Origin of the sequence: Streptomyces lomondensis, assembly GCF_014651035.1 — a bacterium.
Classification (GTDB): domain Bacteria; phylum Actinomycetota; class Actinomycetes; order Streptomycetales; family Streptomycetaceae; genus Streptomyces; species Streptomyces lomondensis.
Genome location: NZ_BMWC01000008.1, coordinates 186,144 through 212,389 on the forward strand (window position 1 = coordinate 186,144; position 26,246 = coordinate 212,389).

A 26,246-nucleotide genomic window follows, 5' to 3' on the forward strand; every position below is an offset into this window, starting at 1 on the left:
GGCACGGGCGGTGTTTCACGAGCGGTGTTTCACGTGAAACACCGCGCCGCCGGTGGGACTCAGACCGTCATCAGTGGGGCGTCCTCACGCCACTTCAGGACCTTGTCGAAGCTCACCACGGCCCCGCCCCGGCCCGGCTTGTTGCCGATGTGGACGTGGTCGGCGAGCTCCTCGATGAGGCACAGCCCTCTGCCATGCTCCGCGTCGGAGTGCGCGGGGCGGATCTGCGGGCGGGACCGGCCGGCGGAGGACCCGGGGAACCCCGGGCCCGCGTCGGCGACCTCGATCCGGCATTTCTCGCCGTCGAGGTACGCCGTGACCCGGTACGCCTCCGAACCGGGGCCGCGCCCCGTGTCCCCGCCGTGCTCCACGGCGTTCGCGCAGGCCTCGCTGAGGGCGACGGAGAGGTCGTAGGAGATGTCCGGGTCGACGCCCGCGGTTTCCATCGTGCCGATCAGAAGGCGCCGGGCGAGCGGCACGCTCGCAGCTTCGCGCCGCAGATGGAGTGACCACCAGATGCTCATGCTCCAGCCTCCTGGCCGCGGCTCGACATACCGTTACGTATTGCCCTGAGTCCCCGCATGTAAGCGTGAAGTTGACGTGATGCCGCCCATACGGCGGATGCGCGCTGGTACTGATCCGTGTATGCGAGGGACGGGCGGGGCCAGAGGGTGACGTTCCGGTCGTACGGCATCTTGCGGACCTGCCACACGAGGCATGCGGGGCCAGTGCGATGATGAGCCCGCCATGACTGCCCCCCACGCGCGCGCGACGCGCTCCGGACACACGCTCCGGATTCTGCGGGCCGCGGTGTTCGCCGCGGTCTGCGTCGTGCTGGCCGGGGCAGGTCACGCGCTCGCCTCCTGCGACGGTATTCCGCTGTGGACGCTGGGCGCCGGGTTCCTCGGAGCGGCCGCGGTGGCGGCCCCGCTCGCCGGACGCGTCCGCTCACTGCCGGGGATCACGGCACTGCTCGCGATCGGCCAGACGGTGCTGCACACGCTGTTCGGCCTCGGCCAGCACGGCACGGCCGCCGTCACGTCCTCGGCACCGACGGGCCTGAGCGACGCGGCGCTGGTCCAGCAGGCCGCGCGGTTCGTATGCGGTACGACGGCGGCGGCGATCAGCCCGGCGCAGGCCCACAAGATCCTCACCGACGCCCGGATCCAGCCGGTCACGGGGGCGCACACGCATCTGCCCTCGGACGCCGCGCCGGGGGCCTCGGCCTCGCTGTGGCCGTCCCTGCCGATGCTGCTCGGCCACATCCTGGCGGCGATCGCCGCGGGCTGGCTGCTGCGCCACGGCGACCTGGCCCTGCTGCGGCTGACCGAACTGTCGGCGCAGGGAGTCGCCGAAGGGGCGCTCGTACGCTCCCTGCGGGCCGCGCTCGCGCTGGTGCGGGCGCTGCGCGCCGGTCTCCCGGGAACGCCGGAGGCACCTCAGCGCCCCGCGCACACCGTGCGGCCCGCGCCCGAGATGCCCCGCACCGACGCACTCCAGCACACGGTGATCCGGCGCGGTCCGCCGGCCGTCACGGTTCCCGCAGCCGCATTCGCCCTCGCCGCCTGACGCGACGCGACCACCATTCCGTTTCCGCGGACACCTCCTGGGTTTCCGTATGGGTCGGATGAGGGGCCGCCGTCGTGCGGCACGCGCGCGTGCGCGCATCCCTCTGCCCTTTCCGACCGACTCACAGCGGAGTGCTCCTTCCATGAAGGCTTCCCGTATCGCCGCGGCCGGTGCCGCCGCCGGTGTCACCGTCCTCGCCCTGTCCGCCCCCGCCTTCGCGCACGTCACCGTGCAGCCCGAGGGCACGGCCGCCAAGGGCGGCTACGCGGTCGTGGACTTCAAGGTCCCCAACGAGCGCGACAACGCCTCGACCACGAAGCTCGAGGTCACCTTCCCGACCGACCACCCGCTGGCCTCCGTCATGCCGGAGCCGATGCCGGGCTGGAAGATCGAGATCACCAAGTCGAAGCTGGACAAGCCGCTGGAGATGCACGGCGAGAAGATCTCCGAGGCCGTCACCAAAGTCACCTGGACCGCCGACGGCAAGGGCATCGAGCCCGGCTACTTCGAGAAGTTCCCGGTCTCCATCGGCCAGCTGCCCGAGGACGCCGACCAGCTGGTCTTCAAGGCCCTCCAGACGTACTCCAACAAGGAGGTCGTCCGCTGGATCGAGGTGCCGCAGAAGGGCCAGGAGGAGCCCGACAACCCGGCCCCGGTGCTGGAGCTGTCCGCCGCCTCCGAGGACGGGCACCACACCTCGTCGGCCGGCGAGGACTCCGACAGCGGGTCGGCCGAGAAGGCCTCCGCCGACAGCACCGCCTCCGACTCCGCCTCCTCCGACACCACCGACACCACCGCCCGCGTCCTGGGCGTCGTCGGCATCGTGATCGGCGCGGCGGGCGTCGCCTACGGCGTGCTCGCCGGGCGCCGGCGCGCCGACGCCTGAGGCCGCTTCCGTTGCACGGCGCGTGCCGGGTCCCCGCCCCCGGGCGGGGGCACCCCGGTGCGCGCCGGGTTACCGACATCTGGGACATTTTTCTATGCGCACCAAGACTTTCGCCGCGGCTGCCCTGCTCGCCGCCGCCTCCCTGACCCTGACCGCCTGCGGCAGCGGCGACGCCGGCGACAAGCCCGTCGCCGTGGTGTCGGAGGAGGCCGGCTCCGACAAGGCCGCCACCGTCCTCGACAAGCCGTTCGAGAAGCCGGACCTGGTCCTCACCGACACGCAGGGCAAGAAGTACGACCTCCGCAAGGAGACCGAGGGCAAGCCCACGCTGATCTACTTCGGCTACACCCACTGCCCGGACGTGTGCCCGCTGACGATGAACAACCTCGCCGTCGCCAAGAAGCAGCTGCCCAAGGCCGAGCAGGAGGACCTGCGCGTGGTGTTCGTCACCACCGACCCCCAGCGCGACACCTCGGCCGAGCTCGGCAAGTGGCTCAAGGGCATCGACCCCGAGTTCATCGGCCTCACCGGCGACTTCGCGACCATCCAGGCCGGCGCCCGCACCCTCGGCATCTCCATCGATCCGCCGCACAAGGACAAGAACGGCAAGATCGTCTCCGAGCACGGCACCCAGGTCATCGCGTTCTCGCCGAAGACCGACGGCGGCTATGTGCTCTACGGCGAGGACGCCACCGTCGACGACTACACCAAGGACCTCCCCAAGATCGTCAAGGGGGAGAACCCGTGAGCCGGCGACTCGGCCCGGCGGCCCTCGTCATAGCCGGGGCGCTGGCCCTGGCGGGCTGCGGCGGCTCGGACTCGGGGAGCGGCAGCGGCTCCGGTTCCGGGGGCGGCAAGGCGGAACTCTCCGTCGGCTCCGCCTACATGCCGCAACCGGTCTCCGACGAGATGGCGGCCGGCTTCCTCACCGTCACCAACAAGGGCGGTACCGCAGACGAACTGACCTCCGTCACCAGCGACATCGCCGGGCAGGTCACCGTGCACGAGACCACCGGCGGAGCCATGCGGGAGGTCGAGAGCCTGAAGGTCCCCGCCCACGGCGAACTGATCCTGAAGAGCGGCGGCGACCACCTGATGTTCGAGCAGCTGAAGCGCAAGCCGAAGGAAGGCCAGACCGTCTCGGTCGAGCTGCACTTCGCCCGCTCCGGCCCCGTCAAGGTCGAGATGCCTGTGAAGCCGGCTACCTACACCCCGAAGACCGGACACTGAGGGAGGGACCACTGTGACGCCGACCATCGCCCCCCGCGTCCGGGCCCTGGTGCTGCTGCTCCTGGCCGCGGCCTGCGCACTCCTCGCCGGAGCCGGCCCGGCCTCCGCGCACGCCGCGGTCACCGGCAGCGACCCCGGTCAGGGGGCGGTGGTCGACAAGGCCCCGGCCCGGATCACGCTCACCTTCTCCGAGCAGGTCGCGATGTCCGACGACTCGCTGCGCGTGCTCGACCCCGAGGGCAAGCGCGTCGACACGGGCAAGCCGTCCGACGTCAGCGGCACGACGTACGCCGTGCGGCTCCGGTCCGGGCTGCCCGACGGCACCTACACGGTGGCCTACCAGGTCGTGTCGGCCGACAGCCACCCCGTCGCCGGCGCCTACACCTTCTCCATCGGCGCCCCCTCCAAGACGTCCGTGACAGTCTCCGGGCAGGGGACCGACGACGGCGTCGTCGGCTGGCTCTACGGCTTCGGGCGGTACGTGTCCTACGCCGGGTTCATCGTGATGGCCGGCGGCGCCGCCTTCGTGCTCGCCTGCTGGCCGCGCGGCTCCGGGGTACGCCCGGTGCAGCGGTTCGTCGTCTCCGGGTGGCTCGCGCTCACCGCCGCGACCCTCGCCCTGCTGCTCCTGCGCGGCTCCTTCACCGGCTCCGGGAAGGTCGCCGACGTCTTCGACCTGTCCCTGCTCGGGCAGGTGCTCCAGACCAAGACCGGCGCCGCCCTGGTATCCCGGCTGCTGCTGCTCGCCGCGGCGGCACTGTTCATCGCCGTGCTGTTCGGGGCCTACGACAAGCGGGACGACCCCCAGGAGAAGCGCGACCTGACCTTCGGCCTCGCCATCGGCGGTGTCGTCGTGGCGGCCGGGATCGCCGCGAGCTGGGCGATGTCCGAGCACGCCTCGGTCGGACTCCAGGCGGGCATCGCCATGCCGGTGGACGTGCTCCACCTGCTGGCCGTCGCGGCCTGGCTGGGCGGACTGGGCGCGCTGCTGGTCGCCCTGTACCGCGCACCCGCCGACGCGCCCGTCGACGCGTCGGCCGTCCACCGCTTCTCCCGCGTCGCCTTCGGCAGCGTGCTCGCGCTGATCGCGACCGGCACGTACCAGTCCTGGCGCCAGCTCGGCTCTTGGTCGGCCTTCACCGACACCCGGTACGGCCAGCTCCTGCTGGCCAAGATCGCCCTTGTGGCCGTCATGGTGGGCGTCGCCTGGATCTCTCGGCGGTGGACGGGACGGCTGGCGGGGACGGCTGCGCCAGTACCGGCGGAGCGGGAGAGGGCGAGGGTGGGGACCGGTGGCTCCGACACCACCGCCGATGCACCTGCCGACGCACAGCACGCCTCCGAGCCTGCCGACGAGCAGCACGAGCAGGGTGTCATCGCCCCCGCCGACGCCGAACGCGCCGCCCAGCTCGCCCGGCAGCAGGCCGCTCGGGACGCCGCCCGGCAGAAGCGGCTGCGGGACGCCGACCCGAACCGCTTCGGCCTGCGCCGCTCCGTGCTGGCCGAGGCCGGTATCGCCGTCGTCCTGCTCGCCGTCACCACCGTGCTGACGCAGACCGAGCCGGGACGCACGGAGCAGGAGGCCAAGGCGGCCACCTCGGCCGCCGCATCCGCCGACGCGGGCGCGTCCGGGGCGCTGACCCTGAACATGCCGTTCGACACCGGCGGCAAGGACGGCAAGGGCATCGTCACGGTCGACCTCGACCCCGCGCGCGTGGGCGACAACGAGATGCACGTCTACGTGGAGCGGCCCAACGGCCGCGCCTTCGACATCCCCGAGGTGAAGGTCGAGTTCACCCTGAAAGCCAAGGACATCGGGCCCCTGCCCGTCGTCCCCGACCACATCGCTACCGGACACTGGTCGGCGAACGGAGTGCAGATCCCCATGTCCGGCGACTGGGAGGTCGACGTGACCGTGCGGACCTCCGACATCGACGAGGTGACCGTTTCCAAGAACGCGCAGATCGGCTGAACGACCATGCCTGACCAGTCCATTCCGGAGGCCCGTACCCCCGACACCGTCCCGGGGGAGACGGAAGCGGCCTCCTCCCAGGGCCTCTCGCGCCGGCGGCTGCTCGGCACCGCCGGCGCCACCGGGCTCGTACTCGGCACGGCGGGAGCGGCCGTGGGATACGCCGCCGCCCCCTCCGAGGCCACCGCTCCGCTCACCTCGCTCGGCACCGACCGGGCGATGTTTCACGGGAAACATCAGCCCGGCATCACCGAGGGCCTCCAGGCCCGCGGCCATCTCATCGCCTTCGACCTGGCCGCGGGCGCAGGCCGCAAGGAAGCCGCCGCCCTGCTCCGCCGTTGGTCGGAGACGGCCCGGCGGCTGATGGCGGGCGAGCCGAGCGCGCACGGCGACACCGACGTGGCCCGCGACGCCGGGCCCTCGTCGCTGACGGTCACCTTCGGCTTCGGCCACAGCTTCTTCGCCAGGACAGGCCTGGAGAAGCAGCGTCCGGTCGCCCTCGACCCGCTGCCCGAGTTCTCCTCCGACCATCTCGACAAGAACCGCAGCAACGGCGACCTGTGGGTGCAGATCGGCGCCAACGACGCCCTGGTCGCCTTCCACGCCCTGCGCGCGATCCAGAAGGACGCGGGCCAGGCCGCCAGGGTGCGGTGGCAGATGAACGGCTTCAACCGCTCGCCGGGCGCCACCGCCCACCCCATGACGGCCCGCAACCTGATGGGCCAGATCGACGGTACCCGCAACCCCAAACCGAGCGAGCCCGACTTCGACCAGCGGATCTTTGTGCCGGAGAAGGGCGAGCCGGCCTGGATGGCGAACGGCTCCTACGCCGTCGTACGCCGGATCCGCATGCTCCTCGACGACTGGGAGAAGCTCTCCGTCAAGGCGCAGGAGGACGTCATCGGGCGCCGCAAGTCCGACGGGGCGGCGCTGTCCGGGGGCACCGAGACGACCGCGATGGACCTGGAGAAGACGGACGCCAAGGGCAACCTCGTCGTCCCGATCAACGCCCACGCCCGCATCACCCGGCCCGACCAGAACGGCGGCGCGGCGATGCTCCGCCGCCCGTTCTCCTTCCACGACGGCGTCGACGCCGACGGGGTGCCCGACGCGGGCCTGCTCTTCATCTGCTGGCAGGCCGATCCGCTGCGCGGCTTCGTCCCGGTGCAGCGCAAGCTCGACCGCGGCGACGCCCTGTCGCCGTTCATCCGGCACGAGTCGAGCGGGCTGTTCGCGGTGCCGGGCGGGGCCGCGCAGGGCGCGTATGTGGGGCAGAAGTTGCTGGAGGGGTGAGAGTCCGCCTGTGTACGGGCTTGTGGGGGATAGCGCTTCCGCGAGCCCACTAGGGTGAGGGTCATGCCAGCGAGCTATGCGTATCTCGGCCCCGAGGGCACCTTCACCGAAGTCGCCCTGCGCACGCTTCCCGAGGCCGCCACCCGGGAACTCATCCCGTACGTGTCCGTCCAGTCCGCACTCGACGCGGTACGCGCCGGCGAGGCCGAGGCCGCGTTCGTGCCGATCGAGAACTCCGTCGAGGGCGGCATCACCACCACCCTCGACGAGCTGGTCGCCGGGGCCCCGCTGATGATCTACCGCGAGGTGCTGCTGTCGATCACCTTCGCGCTGCTCGTCAGGCCCGGCACCGAGCTGTCGGACATCAAGACGGTCTCCGCCCACCCGGCCGCGCAGCCGCAGGTGCGCAACTGGCTGAAGAAGCACCTCCCGGACGCGCACTGGGAGTCGGCCGCCTCGAACGCGGACGCCGCCCGGCTGGTGCAGGAGGGCCAGTACGACGCCGCCTTCGCCGGTGAGTTCGCCGCCGCCCGCTACGGCCTGGAGGCCCTGGAGACCGGGATCCACGACGCGGAGAACGCCCAGACGCGGTTCGTGCTGGTCGGCCGGCCCGCCCGGCCCGCAGCGCCGACCGGCGCGGACAAGACCTCCGTCGTGCTGTGGCAGCGCGACGACCATCCCGGCGGCCTGCGCGACCTGCTGGGCGAGTTCGCCACCCGCGGCATCAACCTGATGCTGCTCCAGTCCCGGCCCACCGGCGCGGGCATCGGCAACTACTGCTTCTGCGTCGACGCCGAGGGCCACATCTCCGACCGCCGGGTGGCGGAAGCCCTGATGGGCCTGAAGCGGATCTGCCTCCAGGTGCGCTACCTCGGCTCCTATCCGCGCGCCGACGCGCAACCGGCGGACGTGCGGCAGCCGCGACTGGGGACGTCCGACGAGGAGTTCGTGGCGGCGGCGGACTGGGTCGCGCGGTGCCAGGACGGCCGCTTCTAGGCCGGTCGTACCTGCTGATCGTCGTTATCCACAGAAGTTATCCACAGGTCCGCTTCTCGACCTGGGGACAAGTCGACAACGAAGCGCGACTCAGTCGACAAATCGCCCTACAGGCCCCTGATGCGTCCATCGACGGGCAGGTCACCCTTCGTCCACCGTTTCCCCTTGCGTAACTCTTTAGGGTGACCCGTTTCCACTCGAAAGTGAGGGTAGAGGGGGTTTGCGACGGGGATTCTCAGGGTCGGCACCGCCTTCCGGAGTGATCAATTCCGAAGTCCACAGATCTTCCACACAGCCTGTGGATAACTCTTCGGCGGGTGTGGATTCCTGTGGACAACCGAATCCCAAGTCCCGCTCCCCACAAGGGATTCGAGTCAATGCGACGCCCGCCGGATGCCTCGTTACGGGGAGAGGTATCCCCATTATTGACACTGCGCGCAATTCCCCCATAACGGTACGTAAGGCGCGACAGGAATAGTGAGTCGTGGGCTGTCATCCCACACCGGTAGCCTTGAGCGCGTGATTGACCTTCGCCTGCTCCGTGAGGACCCCGACCGTGTGCGCGCGTCGCAGCGCGCCCGTGGAGAGGACGTCGCGCTCGTCGACTCCCTCCTGTCTGCCGACGAGCGGCGCAGGTCGTCCGGCGTCCGCTTCGACGAGCTCCGCGCCGAGCAGAAGGCGCTCGGCAAGCTCATCCCCAAGGCGAGCGGGGACGAGAAGGCCGAGCTGCTGAAGAAGGCGAGCCAGCTCGCCGCCGACGTCAAGGCCGCCGACGCGGACCGCGACGCGGCCGCCGCCGAGACCCAGGAGCTGCTGCTCCGCCTCGGCAACCTCGTCCACCCGGACGTGCCCGTGGGCGGCGAGGAGGACTTCGTCACGCTGGAGACGCACGGCACGATCCGGGACTTCGCCGCCGAGGGCTTCGATCCCAAGGACCACCTGGAGCTCGGCCAGATCCTCGGCGCGATCGACGTCGAGCGCGGCGCCAAGGTCTCCGGCTCGCGCTTCTACTTCCTCACCGGTGTGGGCGCCCTCCTGGAGCTTGCGCTCGTCAACGCCGCGATCGCGCAGGCCACGGCAGCCGGCTTCACGCCGATGCTGACCCCCGCGCTGGTCCGTCCCCAGTCCATGGCGGGCACGGGCTTCCTCGGCCAGGCCGCCCAGGACGTCTACCACCTCGCCAACGACGACCTGTACCTGGTCGGCACGTCCGAGGTGCCGCTCGCGGCGTACCACATGGACGAGATCATCGACGCCGACCGCCTCCCCCTGCGCTACGCGGGCTTCTCGCCCTGCTTCCGCCGCGAGGCCGGCTCGCACGGCAAGGACACCCGGGGCATCTTCCGCGTGCACCAGTTCGACAAGGTCGAGATGTTCTCCTACGTCACTCCCGAGGACTCGCAGGCCGAGCACCAGCGCCTGCTGGAGTGGGAGAAGCAGTGGCTGACCTCGCTGGAGCTGCCGTACCGCGTGATCGACGTGGCGAGCGCCGACCTGGGCTCCTCGGCCTCCCGCAAGTTCGACTGCGAGGCGTGGATCCCGACGCAGGGCAAGTACCGCGAGCTGACCTCCACCTCGGACTGCACGGAGTTCCAGTCCCGCCGCCTGTCGATCCGCGTCCGCGACGGCAAGCAGGTCCGCCCGCTGGCCACGCTCAACGGCACGCTGTGCGCCGTACCGCGCACGATCGTGGCGATCCTGGAGAACCACCAGCAGGCCGACGGCTCGGTGCGCGTGCCCGAGGTGCTGCGGCCGTACCTCGGCGGGCGTGAGGTGCTGGAGCCGGTCGCCAAGTGAGCGCCGGTTTCCCCTACCGACTGATCGCCACCGACCTCGACGGAACGCTCCTGCGCTCCGACGAGTCGGTCTCGCAGCGCACCCGTGACGCGCTCGCCGCGGCCACCGCGGCGGGCGCCGCGCACATCGTCGTCACCGGCCGCGCGGTCCCCTGGACCCGGCACATCCTCGACGACCTCGGCTACGAGGGGCTGGCCGTCTGCGGTCAGGGCGCGCAGGTGTACGACGCCGGCGCGCGCCGCCTGCTGACGTCGGTCACGCTGGACCGGCAGCTCGCCGGGCTGGCGCTGGCCAAGATCGAGGCGGAGGTCGGCCCGCTGTACCTGGCGGCGAGCCGCGACGGCCTGGACGGCGAGGTGCTGGTGGGTCCCGGCTACGCGGCGCACGGCAACCTGCCCGCGACCCCCTTCACGGACGCGTCGGACCTGTGGACCGCGCCCCTGAACAAGCTGTACATCCAGCACCCGACGCTGAGCGACGACGAGCTGTGCGAGGTGGCCACGCGCACGGCGGGTGGTTTCGTCACCGTCACCATGGCGGGCGCGGGCATCGTCGAACTGCTCCCCCTCGGCCTGTCCAAGGCGACCGGTCTGTCCCTGGCGGCCCGCCGGCTCAAGATGAAGGCGGCGGACACGATCGCCTTCGGGGACATGCCCAACGACATACCGATGTTCGCCTGGTCCTCCTACGGCGTCGCCATGGCGGACGCCCACGAGGAACTGAAGGCGGTGGCCGACGAGGTGACGTCCTCCAACGAGGAGGACGGGATCGCGGTGGTGCTGGAGCGGTTGCTGGGCTGAGCCTGCGTAGCGCGTGTGCGGCGGAGGATGCACGGATCGAACGTGCGCGGGCTTTTCAGCCCGACCATGGCTGCATGTGATCGAACACAGTGCAAGCCAGTGCCTTACCGCTCGGCCAATCCTCCGGGTGGGCGGCCTCACGCGATGTGCGATTCGCGTGCTCGAAGCGGCCGCCCCGGGCAGCTCCCCGTACGAGGCGGGTTCGACGGAGGGGTAGCGACTACTCCGGAACCCGCCGCGGGCTGCCCTGAAGGGAGCTGGACGTACTGCCGTGCATGGACATCGTCCCGCTCCTCTCCCAGAACGTGGCGCCGGATCGATGAACCCGGCGGTGACGACAACCACTCTGCCTGCCGGGCGAATTGGACGCCACTGAATAAATCGGGGCGCCTGCCGCAGTGTCAGCGCCTGCGCCACCTGCGTCTGCGGGCCTTGCTGAAGAACCAGCCCGCGGGCGGCTCGTCGGAGCGCCAGGGCTGTGGCTCGGGCTCCTCGCGGCGCCAGCGCTCGGCGAGCATCCGGGCACGGGCGGACGGCTCGGAGGTCTCGGCGGAGCGTATGAAGTCCTCGTCCAGGACGAGGTCGTCCCAGGCGTCCTCCCCGGACCCGGATCCCGACTGCCCGCGGTCGTCGTACTGAGCCCTCTCGCCCGCCATTCCCGCCTCCCAGCCGTCCAACTTCCGTGTGGTTTGCCTACATCCCGTTTGCCCAGTGTGCCCTGACAGGGGTGAAGCCCCCGTCAAGGCCGGGGCACGTCACTCCTCGCCGGCGAGGGTGAGCGAGCGCAGCTTCTGACCGGCGTACCAGGTGGCCAGGACCGTGACCGCCACCAGCAGCACCGCCGCCGTGGTCAGGCCCACGTCCGAGGTCACCAGATCCCCGCCGGACACCTTCTGAGCCACCGCCAGCGACCACTGCTGGACGCTCAGCGTGCGGGCGCCCGGCACCAGGGAGCCGAACAGGGCCTCCCAGACCAGGGCGTAGACGAGCCCGAACACCACGGCGTGCCGCGAGACCGTGCCGAGCAGCAGGAACAGGGCCGCGTACGCGATGGACGCGACCAGCGCCGCCACCGTGTAGGCCACGGCGACCTGCTGGCCGTTGCCGTTCAGGATGAAGCCCGCGATGAGCGTCGGCACCGCGGAGAACACCATCGTCACCGCGATGGCGACGATCAGCTTGGTGAAGATGATGGTCGGCCGCTTGATCGGCTTGGACAGCAGGTACACCACCGAGCCGTCGTCGATCTCCGGTCCGATCGCGCCGGTGCCGGCGATGACGCCGATGATCGGCACCATCGTGGCGAGGGCGAGGCCGCCGAGCAGGTCCGCCGCCGTCTGGTCGTCCGCCCCGGCGAGGAAGCGCACCACCACCGAGATGGCGATGAGCAGCAGCGGCAGGGCACCGAGGATGAGGGCCCGGCGCCGGCCGAGCAGGGCCCGGTAAGTGAGCCGGGCGACTGTGGGGTCGTACATCAGGGCCTCCTACGCCGCGACGAGGTACGAGAAGACGGACTCGAGGGACTCGTCGGACGGCGAGACGGTGAGCAGCCGGATGCCGTGGTCCCTGGCGACCCTGGGCAGCAGGGCCGTGAAGCGGCCGAAGTCGACGGCCTGGATGCGCAGCGCGCCCTCGGCGTGGTCGACCTCGATGCCGGACGTCGACGGGTCGGCGATCAGCGCGGCCGCGAGGGCGCGGTCGTCGCTGGAGCGCACCAGGTAGCGGTGCGGCCGGTCGGTCATCAGGCGGCGGATCTTGCGGAAGTCGCCGCTTGCCGCGTGCCGGCCGGCGACGACGACCTCGATGTGCCAGGCGAGTTGCTCGACCTCTTCGAGGATGTGGGACGAGAACAGCACCGTGCGGCCCTCGTCGCCCATGCGCCGCAGCAGGTCCATCAGCTGCATGCGCTGGCGCGGGTCCATGCCGTTGAAGGGCTCGTCGAGCAGCAGCAGCGAGGGGTCGTGGACGAGGGCGCTCGCCATCTTCACGCGCTGGCGCATGCCCTTGGAGTACGTCTGGATCTTGCGGTCCTGCGCGTACTCCATCTCGACCGTGGCCAGGGCCTTCTGGGCCGCCTTGGCGCCCAGGCCGTGCAGCTCGGCGTTGGCGAGGACGAACTCCTTGCCGGTGAGGAAGTCGTACATCGCCTCCCGCTCGGGGACGACGCCGATGTGCTTGTAGATCTGCTCGTTGCGCCACACCGGCTGCCCGTCGAGGGTGACCGTGCCCGTCGAGGGAGCCAGGAAGCCGCCCATCATGTTGATGAGGGTGGACTTTCCGGCGCCGTTGGGGCCGAGCAGGCCCGTGACGCCGGGGCCGATGGTCATGGTGATGTCGTTGACGGCGACCACGTTGCCGAACCAGCGGGAGACGTGGTCGATGGAGAGCGTGGTCACAGTCCCACCTTCTTGTAGCGGCGCATCAGGAGGCCGTAGCTCGCCGCGATCAGGCCGAGGGCGACGAGGAGGAAGACGACGCCCTCGGCGTTGCTCGGACCCACCCCGCCGGGGAAGGCCGAGGTCGCGCCCAGGAACGCCGACTGCACACCGTCGACGAGGGTGATCGGCGAGAACAGCCCGATCCACGGCACGGCCTCGCCGCTGCCCTGGACGTCGGCGATGGCCTGGAGGGTGGAGACCGCGCCGTAGGTGATGGTCAGCACGGCGATCACGGCCGCGATGCCGAAGCCGCGGCGCGGGGTGAAGGAGGCGATGACCAGGCCGATACCGGCGAACAGCAGTGAGAGCAGTGCCACGGAGACGAGTCCCTGTGCGAATCCCTTGGTCTGGTCGGCGAAGTCCAGCTTGGCGAGCAGCGCGCCCACGTAGAGCACGAGGAGCGGGGCAGCCGTCAGGATGAACAGCGCCGAGGCCAGCGCCGCGAACTTGGCGCGGACGTAGTCGGCGGTCTCGATCGGCCGCGAGAAGTACAGCGGCACGGTCTTGAAGCGCAGGTCCCGCGAGACGGACTGGGGCGCCTGCGAGGCGACGTACAGGCTGATCACGGCCTGCATGACGATCGCGTAGCGCGTGTAGTCGAGCGGCAGGTCCTTGGCCTTGGTGGCGACCGCGACGGCGACCATGATGGCCGCTGGCACGCACATCACCACGAACAGCAGCATCGGCAGCACCTTGGACTTGACCGAGCGGCCGAGGCCGTAGGAGCCGCGCAGGGACTGCGAGTACAGGGAGCGGCGGGCGTAGGACCGGCCCAGGCGGGGCCCGTCGTAACTGCGGTAGCCGATGTTGTGGATGCGGGTCTGGTCGCCCGGCCCCGGGGCGGATGTCCCCATGGTGTGCTCAACCGCCATGGCCGACCGCCTCCTTCCGCTGCTCGCGCTCGTCGCTGCTCGTGAAGACCTCGGAGATGTGGTGCCGGCGCTGCTCCATGCGCACCAGGCCGAGTCCGAGGTCGGCGATCACGTCCCGGACCAGGTCGTACGTCTCCTCGCCCTGCGCGGTGAGCAGCAGGACATGGCCGGCGCCCGGCAGGCCGCTGCCGTCCTCGACGCTCACCCCGCGCGCGTGCAGCGCCTCGCGGACCGCTCGGGTGCCGTCCGGGTGCTCGTCGGTGTCGGTGACCTCGATGGCGAGGGTCGTCGTGGTCTGGGTGAAGTCCGTGGTGGAGCTGGAGCGCAGGAGCTTGCCGCCGTCGATGACGACGACGTGGTCGCAGGTGCGCTCCAGTTCGCCCAGCAGGTGCGAGGTGACCAGGACCGAGATGCCGAAGTCGGTGTGGATCCGGCGGATCAGGCCGAGCATCTCGTCGCGGCCGACCGGGTCGAGGCCGTTGGTCGGCTCGTCCAGGAAGACCAGCTGCGGGTCGTGCACCAGCGCCTGCGCGAGCTTCACGCGCTGCTTCATGCCGGTCGAGTAGCCGCCGATGGGGCGGTAGCGCTCCTCGTACAGGCCGACGTGGCGCAGCGTGTCGGCGGTGCGCTCGCGCGCGGCCGTCGGCGGCAGGCCGGACATGCGCGCCATGTGGACGACGAACTCGGTGGCCGAGACGTCCGGCGGCAGGCAGTCGTGCTCGGGCATGTAGCCGACCCGCTCGCGGATGGCGGCGCCCTTGGTGGCGACGTCGAGGCCGAGCACTTCGGCGCGGCCCTCGGTGGCGGGGGACAGACCCAGCAGGATCTTGATCAGTGTGGACTTGCCGGCTCCATTTGCTCCGACGAGTCCGGTCACACCGGGCCCGACGTCCACGGAGAGCCGGTCAAGCGCGGTCACCCGGGGGAACCGCTTGCTCAGGCTTTCGGTCGCGATCACAGTCACGCTTCGAAGGTAGGGGCCGCGATCGTGGCGGTCGTCACTCCGCAGAGCTGTCTTCGGGTCAACCTGGAGTAGTAGGGGCCCTTAGGGGGCCTGGTTCTTCAGAGTTACCACGAGCGGGAACCTCCTATTGACGAACTCTCTAACAACTGCCAGATTCACCGGATGACGTTGCTCACGGGCGCGCGGGAGCGCAGGGTGCGGACCGGCGAAGTCGAGCTGTGCGTGGCCGAGCTGGGTGATCCAGGGCGGCCGACGGTCGTCCTGGTGCACGGCTATCCCGACAGCAAGGAGGTGTGGTCGGAGGTCGCCGCGCGGCTCGCGGAGCGGTTCCACGTGGTGGCGTACGACGTCCGCGGCCACGGCCGGTCCACGGCGCCGGAGCCACTGCGGGGCGGGTTCACGCTGGAGAAGCTGACGGACGACTTCCTGGCCGTCGCGGACGCGGTGAGCCCGGACCGGCCGGTGCACCTGGTCGGGCACGACTGGGGCTCGGTGCAGGGCTGGGAGTTCACCACCGTCGAGCGCACCGAGGGCCGCATCGCCTCCTTCACCTCGATGTCCGGGCCGTCCCTCGACCACTTCGGCCACTGGCTGGGCCGGCGCCTGAAGCGCCCCACCCCGCGCCGGGTCGGCCAGCTCCTCGGGCAGAGTGCCAGGTCCTGGTACGTCTACTTGCTGCACACGCCCGTGCTGCCCGAGCTGGCCTGGCGCGGCCCGCTCGGCAAGCGCTGGCCCCGGGTCCTGGAACGTGTCGAGAAGGTGCCCCGGGGTGACTACCCGACCTCGTCCCTGCCGTCGGACGCGGCCCACGGGGCCTGGCTGTACCGGGACAACGTACGGCGCCGGCTGCGCGACCCCCGCCCGGACGCGTACGCCCACGCGCCCGTGCAGGTCGTCACGCCCCTGGACGACCGGTTCCTGTCGGAGCGGCTCCACGACGGACTGGAGCAGTGGGTTCCGCAGCTGACCCGTCGGACGATCGCGGCGGGGCACTGGGTCCCGCGTACCCGCCCGGATCAGCTGGCCGCGTGGATCGAGGACTTCGTGACGTCCGTCGAGAACGGCCGGTCCCCGGTGGCCGCGAGCGGGAAGCTCGCCGAGCGGTTCGCCGGGCAGCTCGTGCTGGTCACCGGGGCGGGCAGCGGCATCGGGCGGGCGACGGCGCTCGCGTTCGCCGGGGCCGGCGCGCGCGTGGTGGCCGTCGACCGGGACGCGGAGGCGGCGGCCCGCACCGCCGAGTCGTCCCGCCGGGCGGGCGCCCCCGCGGCCTGGGCGGAGACGGCAGACGTCTCCGACGAGCAGGCCATGGAGACGCTCGCCGAGAAGGTCGGCGCCGCGTACGGCGTGGTGGACGTGCTGGTGAACAACGCCGGGATCGGACTGTCCGGCTCCTTCTTCGACACCACGCCGGAGGACTGGAAGAAGGTCCTCGACGTCAACCTGTGGGGTGTGATCCACGGCTGCCGGCTCTTCGGCCGGCGGATGGCCGAGCGGGGGCAGGGCGGCCACATCGTCAACGTGGCGTCGGCGGCGGCCTACCAGCCGTCCAGGGCGCTGCCCGCGTACAGCACCTCCAAGGCGGCCGTGCTGATGCTCAGCGAGTGCCTGCGCGCGGAACTCGCCGGGCAGGGGATCGGGGTGACGGCGGTCTGTCCCGGCTTCGTCAATACCGCCATCACCTCCACGGCGCACTTCGCCGGGGTCGACGCCGAGGAGGAGAAGCGGCTCCAGCAGCGCGCCGCCCGCATCTACGGGCTGCGCAACTATCCGCCGGAGAAGGTCGCCAGGGCGATCCTGCGGGCGGTGGCACGCAACGAGGCGGTGGTGCCGGTGACACCGGAAGCGCGGGGCGCGCGTGTGCTGTCGCGGTGGGCGCCGGGGGTGCTGCGGAGGATCGCACGGGTGAAGCCGCCGGTATGACGGTCTGAGACAGCCGGCATGACGGGCGAGACAGCCAGCGGGATGGCCCAAGACAGCGAAAACGAAGGCCAGTTGTCCACAGAATCGCCAATTCCCCTGTGGATAACACCACTTGGCTGTGGATCAAACCTCCGAAGGGAAACTCGATCGCGTGATTCACGTCTCTCTCGCACCCTGGTGAGGGAGTGTGACCGAGAGTGACTGTTTCACGTGAAACACAGGCGTCCTCCAGGGCTCCCTTAGGCTCGATGTCATGAGTCTGCGCCTGAGCACCGTGATCCTCCCGTACCGCCGCTGGCACGAAGGCGGCCGTGCGGCCTGGACGCGCGCCGAGCAGCTCGGCTTCCACGCCGCGTACACCTACGACCACCTGTCCTGGCGCAGCTTCCGGGACGGCCCGTGGTTCGGCGCCGTGCCGACCCTCACCGCCGCCGCGACCGTCACCGACCGGCTGCGGCTCGGCACCCTGGTGACCTCGCCGAACTTCCGGCACCCGGTGACCCTCGCCAAGGAGCTGATCTCCCTGGACGACATCTCCGGCGGGCGCGTCACCCTGGGCATCGGCGCGGGCGGCTCCGGCTTCGACGCCACCGCGCTCGGCCAGGAACCGTGGACCCCGCGCGAGCGCGCCGACCGCTTCGCCGAGTTCGTCCCGCTGCTCGACCGGCTGCTCAGCGAGGAGGCGGTCTCGTACGAGGGCGACTTCTACTCGGCCCATGAGGCACGGAACATCCCCGGCTGTGTGCAGCGCCCCAGGCTGCCGTTCGCGGTGGCCGCGACCGGGCCGCGCGGCATGCGGCTCGCCGCCCGGTACGGACAGGCCTGGGTGACCACCGGCGACCCCAAGCTGTACGAGAACGGCACTCCTGAACAGTCGATTCAGGCCATTCGCGGGCAGGCGGAGAAGCTCGCCGACATCTGCGCCGAGATCGGCCGGGACATGACCGACCTCGACAAGGTCCTGCTCACCGGATTCACCCCGGACCGCGGCGGCCCGCTCCAGTCCCTGGACGCCTTCGTCGACTTCGCCGGCCGGCACACGGAACTGGGCTTCACGGAGATCGTGATCCACTGGCCCGTGCCCGACTCGGCCTTCGCGGCGGAGGAGAAGGTCTTCGAGCAGATCGCGATGGAGGCGCCGGGGCAGCTGCGCTGAGGGCACCGAGGGCGAGCCCCTGATGAGGAGCCCCTGGTGAGCGCGGCATCCACTCACCTGTGCGGAGTCCCGCACGCCCGTGCAGGCATATGCGGGACAATGGCCGGGTGATCTCAGCGACCCGACAGCCCGAGACCGCGGCCGAGACCCTCCCGCCGCGGCTGATCGCCACCGACCTCGACGGCACCCTGCTGCGCGACGACAAGTCGGTGTCCCCGCGCACGGTCGCCGCGCTGGCCGCCGCCGAGGAGGCCGGTATCGAGGTCTTCTTCGTCACCGGGCGCCCGGCCCGCTGGATGGACGTCGTCAGCGACCACGTGCACGGCCACGGCCTGGCGATCTGCGGCAACGGCGCCGCCGTGGTCGACCTGCACGGCGGCCCCGGCAGCCACCGCTTCGTGAAGGTGCGGGAGCTGGCACGGGAGAACGCGCGGGACGCCGTACGGCTGCTGCGCGAGGCGGCGCCGGGCACGGTGTACGCGGTCGAGCAGACGTACGGCTTCTACCAGGAGCCGGCGTACCCGAAGCTGCACATGGAGATACCCGACAGTCTCGCCCCGGCCGAGGAACTGCTGTCCGCGGACCACCCGGCGGCTGCGGAGCCGGTGCTGAAGATCCTCGCCTACCACCCCGAGATCGACCCCGACGCCTTCCTGACCCTGGCCCGGCTCGCCATCGGCGACCGCGCCAACGTGACCCGCTCCAGCCCCAGCGCCCTGCTGGAGATCAGCGGTCCCGGGGTGTCCAAGGCCAGCACCCTCGCCCTGTGCTGCGCCGAGCGCGGCATCTCGCACGAGCAGGTCGTCGCCTTCGGCGACATGCCGAATGACGTGGAGATGCTGACCTGGGCGGGCCGGTCGTACGCGATGGGCAACGCCCACCCGGACGTGATCGCCGCGGCCTCGGGGCAGACGGTCGCGAACAACGAGGACGGGGTGGCGGTCGTGATCGAGCAGCTGCTGACCGAGCTGCCCTAGCGGTCGGCCCGCCCGGTCACAGCGACACCCCGCGCGCCGCCAGCCACGACACCGGGTTCACCGCCGAGCCCATCTCCGGCGTGACCCGGGTCTCGAAGTGCAGGTGCGGTCCGGTGGAGTTGCCCGTGCTGCCCGACTGGCCGATCCACTGGCCGGGGCTGACGTGCTCCCCCTGCTCGACCGCGACGGACGCGAGATGGGCGTACTGCGTGTAGTAACCGCCCGCGTGCCGGAGCACGATCTCGATCCCGAAGGCACCGCCGCAGGACACCTTCACCACCCGGCCCGCGCCCACGGCCCGCACCGGCGTGCCGACCGGCACCGCGAAGTCCTGCCCGGTGTGCCGGCTCGACCACCGCGCACCGCCGCTGCCGTAGGACGCGGACAGCTCGTACGTCTCCACGGGCGCGACCCACGCGCTGGTGAACCCCGTCTCCGGCTGGTCGAGCCGGACGGCCCCCCGGCATGACCCGGCGGCGACCGCGGCATCCGCCTGGCCCTGGAGCTGTGACCGTGCCGCTTCGAGCTTCTGCTCGATACCCGCCTTCAGAGCGGCGAGTTGGGTGTTCCGCGTCTCCAGCGCCTGCCACTGGGCCGCGGCCTTGGCCTCGTCCGCGGCGAGCCGGGCCTCGGCCCGGCGGTTCTTGGAGATCGCGTTGTTCACGGCGAGATCCGCCTGCGAGAAAGCGTGCTGACCTCGCATCAGGTCGTCGGGGCTGTCGGCGAGGATCATCTGCGCGGCGACCGGCAGGCCGCCGCTGGTGCGGTACTGGGCGCGGGCGATCCGGCCCAGGTCCTCGTGCAGGGCGGCGATGTGCCGCCGCTGGGCGTCCAGGAGCTCTTCCGCCCGCTGGGCTCTGGCCCGCTGCTCATCGGCCTCCTTGCGGCCGGCCTCGTACTGCTGGGTCGCCACCGCGGCCTCCTCGTACAGCCGCACCACCTCGGCGCTGAGGCCCTCCGAGTCGCCGCCGGTGCCGGTCCCGGGTTCCTTCTCCGCCGCCGTGGGCCGGGCCGCGAGGACCGCCAGGGCGCACAGCAGGACCGGAATCAGCAGCCGCAGACGGCGATATGAACGCATGTCAGCGATCGTCGCCCAGCCCCGCGGTCCGGTCCTGTTCATGTCGTACGGCCGGGGGACCGGCTGCCCCGAACGGATCAGCGCGGCACTTTCCGCGGCCGACCGGGCCGGGGGCGGGCCCGTATGAGCTAAGGCACTGCCACGAGCGACTCCGACGCAGCCTCCCGTTCCGCCATCTCCCGCAACGGCCCGTCCGCCGACACCAGCTCCGCGTATGGCCCGCGCTGCACGATCCGTCCCCGGTCCAGCACGATCACCTCGTCCACCGCCTCCAGGCCCGCCAGCCGGTGCGTGATGAGCAGCGTCGTACGGCCCTCGGTGGCGGCCAGCAGGTCGGCAGTGAGCGCGTCGGCGGTCGGCAGGTCGAGGTGCTCGGCGGGCTCGTCCAGCACCAGGACGGGGAAGTCGGCCAGCAGCGCGCGGGCGAGCGCCAGCCGCTGCCGCTGCCCTCCGGACAGCCGCGCCCCGTGCTCGCCGACGAGCGTGTCGAGCCCGTCCGGCAGGCTGTCGGCCCACTCCAGCAGCCGGGCCCGGCCGAGCGCGGCGCGCAGTTCGTCCTCGGTGGCGTCCCTCCTGGCTAGCAGCAGGTTCTCGCGCAGTGAGCTGTCGAAGAGGTGCGCGTCCTGCGCACACAGTCCGACGAGCCTCCGCACGTCGTCACCGAGCAGGGCGTACGCGTCCACGCCCGCCAGCGTGTAGGAACCCGCCTCCGCGTCGAGGAAGCGCAGCAGCACCTGCGCCAGCGTCGTCTTGCCGGAGCCGGAGGGTCCGACCACGGCGACCCGACGGCCCTCCTCCAGGGTCAGGTCGAGCCCGGCGAGCGCCTCCCGGTCCTGCCCGGCGTGCCGCGCGGCCAGCCCCTTGACGACGAGCGGGAACGGCGACGCCGGCGCCTGCCGCGGCCGCTCCGGCTCCCCCACGGGCTCGGGAGCGTCCAGCACCTCGTGGACCCGCTCGGCGCTGCGGCGCACCCGCTGCCGGTACTGCACGGCCAGCGGCAGCCCGAGCACGGCCTCGAAGGCGGCCAGCGGGGTGAGGACGACGACGGCCATGGTCACGCCGTCCAGCCGCCCGGCTACGACCGCCTGCGCGCCGAGCAGGGCGGCGGCCGTGACGGTCAGGCCGGAGATCAGCGCGGTGAGCCCGTCGCCGAGTGCCGTGGCGGTGGCGGCGCGCGAGGCGATCCGGGTGAGCACCCCGTCGGCCTCGCGTGCCTGGGCGGTCCGCGCGGGCAGGGCACCGGCGACGGTCAGTTCCGCGGTGCCGGTGAGCAGATCGGCCACCCGCGTCGCGAGCACCCCGCGGGCGGGCGCCAGCCGGTGCTCGGCCCGCCGGGCGACGGCACCGGTGACCAGCGGCACGCCCACGCCCGCGGCCAGCAGCCCGGCCGCGAGCACGGCCCCGGCCTCGGGCAGCAGCCACGCCGTGAAGCCGACGGAGGCGGCCGACACGACGACGGCCGCTCCGGCCGGCAGCAGCCACCGCAGCCAGTAGTCCTGGAGCGCGTCCACGTCCGCGACCAGCCGGGAGAGCAGATCACCCCGGCGGGTCCGGTGCAGCCCGGCGGGCGCCAGCCGCTCCAGCCTGCGGAAGACCGCGACCCTGGTGTCCGCCAGCATCCGCAGCACGGCGTCGTGCGACACCAGCCGCTCGGCGTACCGGAACACGGCCCGCCCGATCCCGAAGGCCCGCGTCGCCGTCACGGCCACCATCAGGTACAGCACCGGCGGCTGCTGTGACGCCCGCGAGATCAGCCACCCGGACGTGGCCATGAGCCCTACAGCACTCCCCAGCGCGAGGCTCCCGAGCAGCAGCGCGAGTCCCAGCCGCCCGCGCCGGGCACCGGACATGGCGCGGACGCGCGCGAGGGCACCGCCGGACGCGGGCTCGCCGACCGGCTCGGCCGGGACGGCCTCGACGGGCGGCCCGGCCTCGATGGAGCGCGCTCCGCGCATCGCGGCCGGCGCCGCGGGCACCGCGGCGGCCTCGGGCTCGGCCAGCCGCACGACCCGGTCCGCAACCCCCAGCAACGCCGGCCGGTGCACCACCAGCAGCACCGTCCGCCCGGCCGCCAGCCGCCGCACCGCCGCCACGACCTCGGCCTCGGTTGCCCCGTCCAGCGCGGCCGTCGGCTCGTCGAGCAGCAGCACGGGCCGGTCGGCGAGGAAAGCCCGGGCCAGGGCGAGCCGCTGCCGCTGCCCGGCGGACAGCCCGGCCCCGTCCTCGCCGAGCACGGTGGCGGCACCTTCGGGCAGCGCGTCCACGAACTCCAGCGCCCCGGCGTCCCGCAGCGCCCGCCGCACGGCCTCGTCGTCGGCGTCGGGCCGGGCCAGCCGTACGTTCTCGGCGATCGTCCCGGCGTACAGATGCGGCCGCTGCGGCACCCACGCGATCCGGGACCGCCACTGCTCCAGGTCCGCGTCGGCGAGATCGACTCCCCCGGCCCGCACCCGCCCCTCGGCCGGAGACACGAACCCGAGCAGGGCGTGCAGCAGCGTCGACTTGCCCGCACCGCTCGGGCCGACCAGCGCGACCGTCTCCCCGGGCTCGACGGTGAAGGTCACGTCGGAGACGGCGTCCGCCGACCGCCCCGGGTACCGGACGGTCACGCCCTCGAAGGACAGCGCACCGTCCGGCATGGCCTCGGAACCGGACGCCGGAACGGGCGTCTCCAGGACCTCGAAGATCTCCTCGGCCGCCGCGAGCCCCTCCGCAGCCGCGTGGTACTGCGCCCCGACCTGCCGCAACGGCAGATACGCCTCCGGCGCCAGGATCAGGATGACCAGGCCGGTGTACAGGTCCATCTCGCCGTGCACCAGCCGCATGCCGATCGTCACGGCGACCAGCGCCACCGAGATCGTCGCGAGCAGCTCCAGCGCGAAGGAGGAGATGAAGGCGATCCGCAGCGTCCGCATGGTCGCCCGCCGGTACTCGCCGGTGATCCGCCGGATCGACTCGGCCTGCGCCTTGGCACGGCCGAAGACCTTCAGCGTCGGCAGCCCCGCCACGACGTCCAGGAAGTGCCCCGACAGCCGCGACAGCAGCCGCCACTGACGGTCCATCCGGGACTGGGTGGCCCAGCCGATCAGCACCATGAAGACCGGGATGAGCGGCAGGGTGCCCACGATGATGGCCGCGGAGACCCAGTCCTCGGTGACGATCCGCGCCAGCACCGCCACCGGCACCACCACCGCGAGACCGAGCTGCGGCAGATACCGCGAGAAGTAGTCGTCGAGGGCATCGACACCCCGGGTGGCCAGGGCGACCAGCGAACCGGTCCGCTGCCCGCTCAGCCAGCCCGGGCCCAGCTGAGCGGCACGCTCCAGCAGTCGCCCCCGCAGCTCGGACTTGACCGCCGCGCTCGCCCGGTGCGCGGCGAGCTCGGTGAGCCAGCCGACCAGCGCCCGACCGACCGCGACGACGGCCAACAGCAGCAGGGGAGTGCCCAGTGCGGAGACCGCCATACGGTGCTGGAACGCGCCGACCACGACCTCGGCGATGAGCATCGCCTGGGCGATGACCAGCCCCGCCCCGACGGCGCCCAGGGCGATGACCGCCACCAGGAAGCCCCGGGTGGCACGGGCGTACCGGAGCAGACGCGGATCGATTGGTTTCACGTGAAACACACCTCAGTGCACGGGGTCGGCGATGTGCTGCGTACCGATCCGCTTGCGGAACACCCAGTACGTCCAGCCCTGGTAGAGCATCACGACCGGAGTGGCGATGGCCGCACACCACGTCATGATCTTCAGCGTGTACGGGCTGGACGAGGCGTTGGTGACCGTCAGGCTCCAGTCGGGGTTCAGCGTCGACGGCATGACGTTCGGGAACAGCGTCAGGAAGAGCACCGCCACCGTGGCCACGATGGTGAGCCCCGACAGGGCGAACGCCCAACCCTCACGCCCTGCCCGCGCCGCGACCAGCGCCAGGACGAGCGATGCCACGGCCGCCACCACGGCGACGAGCGACGCCCCGTCGCCTCGGTCGGCCTGCGTCCACAGCAGGAACCCAGCGGCCAGCAGGGCGGTCACCAGTCCGACGCGCAGCGCCAGCTTCCGCGCCCGCTCCCGGATCTCCCCGACGGTCTTGAGCCCGACGAACACCGTGCCGTGGAAGGTGAACAGCGCCAGCGTGACCAGGCCGCCCAGGAGCGCGTACGGGTTGAGCAGGTCCAGGACGCCGCCGGCGTAGTTGAAGTCCTGGTCGATCTTCACGCCCCGCACGATGTTGCCGAAAGCCGCACCCCACAGGAACGCGGGGATCAGCGAGGTCCAGAAGATCGCCGTCTCCCAGTTGCGCTGCCAGTTCTCCTCGGGCCGCTTGGCGCGGTACTCGAAGGCCACTCCCCGGACGATCAGGCAGACCAGGATGACCAGCAGGGGAAGGTAGAAACCGGAGAAGAGCGTGGCGTACCACTCGGGGAAGGCGGCGAAGGTCGCGCCGGCCGCGGAGAGCAGCCACACCTCGTTGCCGTCCCAGACGGGCCCGATGGTGTTGATCAGCACCCGCTTCTCGGGCCGGTTGCGGGCGAGCAGCTTCGTGAGCACACCGACCCCGAAGTCGAAGCCCTCCAGGAAGAAGTAGCCGGTCCACAGGACGGCGATCAGGACGAACCAGACGTCGTGCAGTTCCATGACTGTGCAGCTCCCTCGGCCTAGTACGAGAAGGCCATCGGCTTGTCGGCGTCACGGGTGTCGCCGCCGATCTTCGTGGGCGGGTTGAGGTCGGCCTCGGTGAGCTCGGGCGGGCCCGCCTTGACGTACTTGACCAGCAGCTTGACCTCGACGACGGCGAGGATCGCGTAGAGCGTGGTGAAGACGATCATCGAGGTGAGGACCTCGGCCTGGGAGACACCGGGGGAGACCGCGTCCCGCGTCTGGAACAGTCCGTAGACGACCCACGGCTGGCGGCCCATCTCGGTGAAGATCCAGCCCCAGGAGTTGGCGATCAGCGGGAAGCCCAGTGTGAGGATCGCGATGCGCCAGTACCACTTGGTGAGGGTCGGTCCGAGCGCCTTGTGGGGCAGCAGCACGAGATGCGGCACCTCGTCGTCGCCCACCCGCAGGTGCTGTGGCAGCAGGAACTTCTTGCGGGTCAGCCAGAGCCCGGCCAGGCCGATCGCGAACGACGTCATGCCGAAGCCGATCATCCAGCGGAAGCCCCAGTAGGCCACGGGGATGTTGGGCCGGTAGTCGCCGGGACCGTACTTCTCCTGCTCGGCCTTGTTGACGTCGTTGATGCCGGGGACGTACGAGGTGAAGTCGTCCTTGGCGAGGAAGGACAGCAGGCCGGGGATCTCGATGGCGACCACGTTGTGGCCCTTGTCGACGTCGCCGACGGCGAAGACCGAGAAGGGCGCCGGCTTCTCGCCGTCCCACAGGGCCTCGGCGGCGGCCATCTTCATGGGCTGCTGCTCGTACATGATCTTGCCCAGGACGTCACCGCTGATCGCGGTGAGCATGCCGCCGATGACGACGGTGACCAGGCCCAGCCGCAGGGAGGTCTTCATCACCGGCACATGCCGCTTGCGGACCAGGTGGAAGGCGGCGATGCCGACCATGAAGGCGCCGCCGGTCAGGAAGGCCGCGGAGAGCGTGTGGAAGGCCTGGGCGAGCGCGGTGTTCTGGGTCAGCACCAGCCAGAAGTCGGTGAGCTCGGCCCGCCCCTTCGCCTCGTTGATCCGGTAGCCGACCGGGTGCTGCATCCAGGAGTTGGCCGCGAGGATGAAGTACGCCGACAGGATCGTGCCGATCGAGACCATCCATATGCAGGCCAGGTGGATCTTCTTGGGCAGCTTGTCCCAGCCGAAGATCCACAGGCCGATGAAGGTGGACTCGAAGAAGAAGGCGATCAGGGCCTCGAAGGCGAGCGGCGCACCGAAGACGTCACCGACGAAGCGCGAGTAGTCGGACCAGTTCATGCCGAACTGGAACTCCTGCACGATGCCAGTGACCACACCCATCGCGATGTTGATCAGGAAGAGCTTGCCCCAGAACTTCGTCGCCCGGAGGTACTTCTCCTTCTCCGTCCGCACCCAGGCGGTCTGAAGCCCGGCCGTGAGCGCGGCCAGCGAGATCGTCAGGGGGACGAACAGAAAGTGATAGACGGTGGTGATGCCGAACTGCCATCGCGCCAGGGTCTCCGGCGCCAAAGCCAGGTCCACGTCGCCGCTCCTTACGTACGCTTGTGAAAGCGTTCACATTCACAAGCCATTATGCAGCACGCACTTTCGAGCCCCGGAGGGGGTCCCCCTGTGACGGTCAACCCCTTGGTGTGTGCTTCGACACACGGGTGTCCG

Annotated in this window: 22 protein-coding genes and 1 tRNA gene; 12 read left to right on the top strand and 11 right to left on the bottom strand. The window is 71.2% G+C overall.

Features of this window, described 5'->3' with window-relative positions; translation table 11 throughout:
- Window positions 1-59 precede the first annotated feature (59 nt).
- Window positions 60-524, bottom strand: a complete 465-nt coding sequence (locus IE255_RS25940) for an ATP-binding protein (protein ID WP_190052778.1) — start codon at window positions 522-524, stop codon at window positions 60-62.
- 223 nt (window positions 525-747) lie between these two features.
- On the opposite strand from IE255_RS25940, the gene IE255_RS25945 reads away from it, so the two are divergent.
- The 9 genes from IE255_RS25945 (at window position 748) to IE255_RS25985 (ending at window position 10,543) form a co-directional block, all read left to right on the top strand.
- On the top strand, window positions 748-1,569 hold the full coding sequence (locus IE255_RS25945) for a hypothetical protein (RefSeq protein ID WP_190052779.1): 822 nt from the start codon (window positions 748-750) through the stop codon (window positions 1,567-1,569).
- A 142-nt stretch (window positions 1,570-1,711) separates the two neighbouring features.
- The gene (locus tag IE255_RS25950) at window positions 1,712-2,455 is read left to right on the top strand and encodes a YcnI family copper-binding membrane protein (RefSeq protein WP_190052780.1); all 744 of its coding nucleotides are present in this window, start codon (window positions 1,712-1,714) and stop codon (window positions 2,453-2,455) included.
- A gap of 94 nt (window positions 2,456-2,549) precedes the next feature.
- Window positions 2,550-3,203, top strand: a complete 654-nt coding sequence (locus tag IE255_RS25955) for an SCO family protein (protein ID WP_190052781.1) — start codon at window positions 2,550-2,552, stop codon at window positions 3,201-3,203.
- Window positions 3,200-3,685, top strand: a complete 486-nt coding sequence (locus IE255_RS25960; RefSeq protein WP_190052782.1) for a copper chaperone PCu(A)C — start codon at window positions 3,200-3,202, stop codon at window positions 3,683-3,685. Before IE255_RS25955 ends, IE255_RS25960 begins: the two co-directional genes overlap by 4 nt.
- A gap of 13 nt (window positions 3,686-3,698) precedes the next feature.
- On the top strand, window positions 3,699-5,657 hold the full coding sequence (locus IE255_RS25965) for a copper resistance CopC/CopD family protein (RefSeq protein WP_190052783.1): 1,959 nt from the start codon (window positions 3,699-3,701) through the stop codon (window positions 5,655-5,657).
- 6 nt (window positions 5,658-5,663) lie between these two features.
- A complete protein-coding gene (gene efeB, locus IE255_RS25970) occupies window positions 5,664-6,950 on the top strand; it encodes an iron uptake transporter deferrochelatase/peroxidase subunit (protein WP_190052784.1) in 1,287 nt (428 codons plus the stop codon).
- A 63-nt stretch (window positions 6,951-7,013) separates the two neighbouring features.
- Window positions 7,014-7,946: a prephenate dehydratase gene (pheA, locus tag IE255_RS25975; RefSeq protein WP_190052785.1), complete on the top strand. Its 933-nt coding sequence runs from the start codon at window positions 7,014-7,016 to the stop codon at window positions 7,944-7,946.
- 519 nt (window positions 7,947-8,465) lie between these two features.
- Window positions 8,466-9,743 (top strand): serine--tRNA ligase, encoded by a 1,278-nt coding sequence (serS, locus tag IE255_RS25980; RefSeq protein ID WP_190052786.1) that lies wholly within the window; start codon window positions 8,466-8,468, stop codon window positions 9,741-9,743.
- On the top strand, window positions 9,740-10,543 hold the full coding sequence (locus IE255_RS25985) for an HAD family hydrolase (RefSeq protein WP_190052787.1): 804 nt from the start codon (window positions 9,740-9,742) through the stop codon (window positions 10,541-10,543). Before serS ends, IE255_RS25985 begins: the two co-directional genes overlap by 4 nt.
- A 21-nt stretch (window positions 10,544-10,564) precedes the next feature.
- Here IE255_RS25985 and IE255_RS25990 read toward each other — a convergent pair.
- From IE255_RS25990 to IE255_RS26015, 6 genes are all read right to left on the bottom strand, one after another.
- Window positions 10,565-10,668 (bottom strand) — tRNA-OTHER (locus IE255_RS25990).
- A 276-nt stretch (window positions 10,669-10,944) separates the two neighbouring features.
- Window positions 10,945-11,199: an SGM_3592 family protein gene (locus tag IE255_RS25995; RefSeq protein ID WP_190052788.1), complete on the bottom strand. Its 255-nt coding sequence runs from the start codon at window positions 11,197-11,199 to the stop codon at window positions 10,945-10,947.
- A 99-nt stretch (window positions 11,200-11,298) separates the two neighbouring features.
- The gene (locus tag IE255_RS26000; RefSeq protein WP_190052789.1) at window positions 11,299-12,018 is read right to left on the bottom strand and encodes an ABC transporter permease subunit; all 720 of its coding nucleotides are present in this window, start codon (window positions 12,016-12,018) and stop codon (window positions 11,299-11,301) included.
- Between the two features lie 9 nt (window positions 12,019-12,027).
- Window positions 12,028-12,939 (bottom strand): ABC transporter ATP-binding protein, encoded by a 912-nt coding sequence (locus tag IE255_RS26005; protein WP_190052790.1) that lies wholly within the window; start codon window positions 12,937-12,939, stop codon window positions 12,028-12,030.
- Window positions 12,936-13,853, bottom strand: a complete 918-nt coding sequence (locus IE255_RS26010) for an ABC transporter permease (RefSeq protein WP_190052791.1) — start codon at window positions 13,851-13,853, stop codon at window positions 12,936-12,938. Before IE255_RS26010 ends, IE255_RS26005 begins: the two co-directional genes overlap by 4 nt.
- Window positions 13,843-14,811 (bottom strand): ABC transporter ATP-binding protein, encoded by a 969-nt coding sequence (locus tag IE255_RS26015; RefSeq protein WP_190052966.1) that lies wholly within the window; start codon window positions 14,809-14,811, stop codon window positions 13,843-13,845. Before IE255_RS26015 ends, IE255_RS26010 begins: the two co-directional genes overlap by 11 nt.
- A gap of 168 nt (window positions 14,812-14,979) precedes the next feature.
- Here IE255_RS26015 and IE255_RS26020 point away from each other — a divergent pair, with 168 nt between their 5' ends.
- The 3 genes from IE255_RS26020 to IE255_RS26030 all read left to right on the top strand — a co-directional run bounded on the left by IE255_RS26020 (window position 14,980) and on the right by IE255_RS26030 (window position 18,870).
- Window positions 14,980-16,737 carry an SDR family oxidoreductase gene (locus IE255_RS26020; RefSeq protein WP_190052792.1) on the top strand — a complete coding sequence of 586 codons (1,758 nt, stop codon included), beginning with the start codon at window positions 14,980-14,982 and terminating at the stop codon, window positions 16,735-16,737.
- 253 nt (window positions 16,738-16,990) lie between these two features.
- Window positions 16,991-17,893: an LLM class flavin-dependent oxidoreductase gene (locus IE255_RS26025; protein WP_190052793.1), complete on the top strand. Its 903-nt coding sequence runs from the start codon at window positions 16,991-16,993 to the stop codon at window positions 17,891-17,893.
- Between the two features lie 89 nt (window positions 17,894-17,982).
- Window positions 17,983-18,870 carry an HAD family hydrolase gene (locus IE255_RS26030; RefSeq protein ID WP_190052794.1) on the top strand — a complete coding sequence of 296 codons (888 nt, stop codon included), beginning with the start codon at window positions 17,983-17,985 and terminating at the stop codon, window positions 18,868-18,870.
- Between the two features lie 16 nt (window positions 18,871-18,886).
- Here IE255_RS26030 and IE255_RS26035 read toward each other — a convergent pair whose 3' ends face one another.
- The 4 genes from IE255_RS26035 to IE255_RS26050 form a co-directional block, all read right to left on the bottom strand.
- On the bottom strand, window positions 18,887-19,948 hold the full coding sequence (locus tag IE255_RS26035; protein WP_190052795.1) for a M23 family metallopeptidase: 1,062 nt from the start codon (window positions 19,946-19,948) through the stop codon (window positions 18,887-18,889).
- 128 nt (window positions 19,949-20,076) lie between these two features.
- A complete protein-coding gene (cydD, locus tag IE255_RS26040) occupies window positions 20,077-23,565 on the bottom strand; it encodes a thiol reductant ABC exporter subunit CydD (RefSeq protein ID WP_190052796.1) in 3,489 nt (1,162 codons plus the stop codon).
- 12 nt (window positions 23,566-23,577) lie between these two features.
- A complete protein-coding gene (gene cydB, locus IE255_RS26045) occupies window positions 23,578-24,582 on the bottom strand; it encodes a cytochrome d ubiquinol oxidase subunit II (protein ID WP_190052797.1) in 1,005 nt (334 codons plus the stop codon).
- A gap of 20 nt (window positions 24,583-24,602) precedes the next feature.
- Entirely contained in the window at window positions 24,603-26,111 is a 1,509-nt protein-coding gene (locus tag IE255_RS26050; protein WP_190052798.1) for a cytochrome ubiquinol oxidase subunit I, read from the bottom strand.
- Between the last annotated feature and the right edge of the window lie 135 nt (window positions 26,112-26,246).

Bases quoted from the DNA above. Each gene is read 5' to 3' on its own strand.
- IE255_RS26000 (WP_190052789.1), bottom strand. From the start codon at position 12,018: ATGTACGACCCCACAGTCGCCCGGCTCACTTACCGGGCCCTGCTCGGC.
- pheA (WP_190052785.1), top strand. From the start codon at position 7,014: ATGCCAGCGAGCTATGCGTATCTCGGCCCCGAGGGCACCTTCACCGAA.
- IE255_RS26030 (WP_190052794.1), top strand. From the start codon at position 17,983: ATGCGGGACAATGGCCGGGTGATCTCAGCGACCCGACAGCCCGAGACC.
- IE255_RS26010 (WP_190052791.1), bottom strand. From the start codon at position 13,853: ATGGCGGTTGAGCACACCATGGGGACATCCGCCCCGGGGCCGGGCGAC.
- IE255_RS26035 (WP_190052795.1), bottom strand. From the start codon at position 19,948: ATGCGTTCATATCGCCGTCTGCGGCTGCTGATTCCGGTCCTGCTGTGC.
- IE255_RS25950 (WP_190052780.1), top strand. From the start codon at position 1,712: ATGAAGGCTTCCCGTATCGCCGCGGCCGGTGCCGCCGCCGGTGTCACC.
- cydB (WP_190052797.1), bottom strand. From the start codon at position 24,582: ATGGAACTGCACGACGTCTGGTTCGTCCTGATCGCCGTCCTGTGGACC.
- IE255_RS25945 (WP_190052779.1), top strand. From the start codon at position 748: ATGACTGCCCCCCACGCGCGCGCGACGCGCTCCGGACACACGCTCCGG.
- IE255_RS25955 (WP_190052781.1), top strand. From the start codon at position 2,550: ATGCGCACCAAGACTTTCGCCGCGGCTGCCCTGCTCGCCGCCGCCTCC.
- IE255_RS26025 (WP_190052793.1), top strand. From the start codon at position 16,991: ATGAGTCTGCGCCTGAGCACCGTGATCCTCCCGTACCGCCGCTGGCAC.
- IE255_RS25995 (WP_190052788.1), bottom strand. From the start codon at position 11,199: ATGGCGGGCGAGAGGGCTCAGTACGACGACCGCGGGCAGTCGGGATCC.
- IE255_RS25940 (WP_190052778.1), bottom strand. From the start codon at position 524: ATGAGCATCTGGTGGTCACTCCATCTGCGGCGCGAAGCTGCGAGCGTG.
- IE255_RS26020 (WP_190052792.1), top strand. From the start codon at position 14,980: ATGACGTTGCTCACGGGCGCGCGGGAGCGCAGGGTGCGGACCGGCGAA.
- efeB (WP_190052784.1), top strand. From the start codon at position 5,664: ATGCCTGACCAGTCCATTCCGGAGGCCCGTACCCCCGACACCGTCCCG.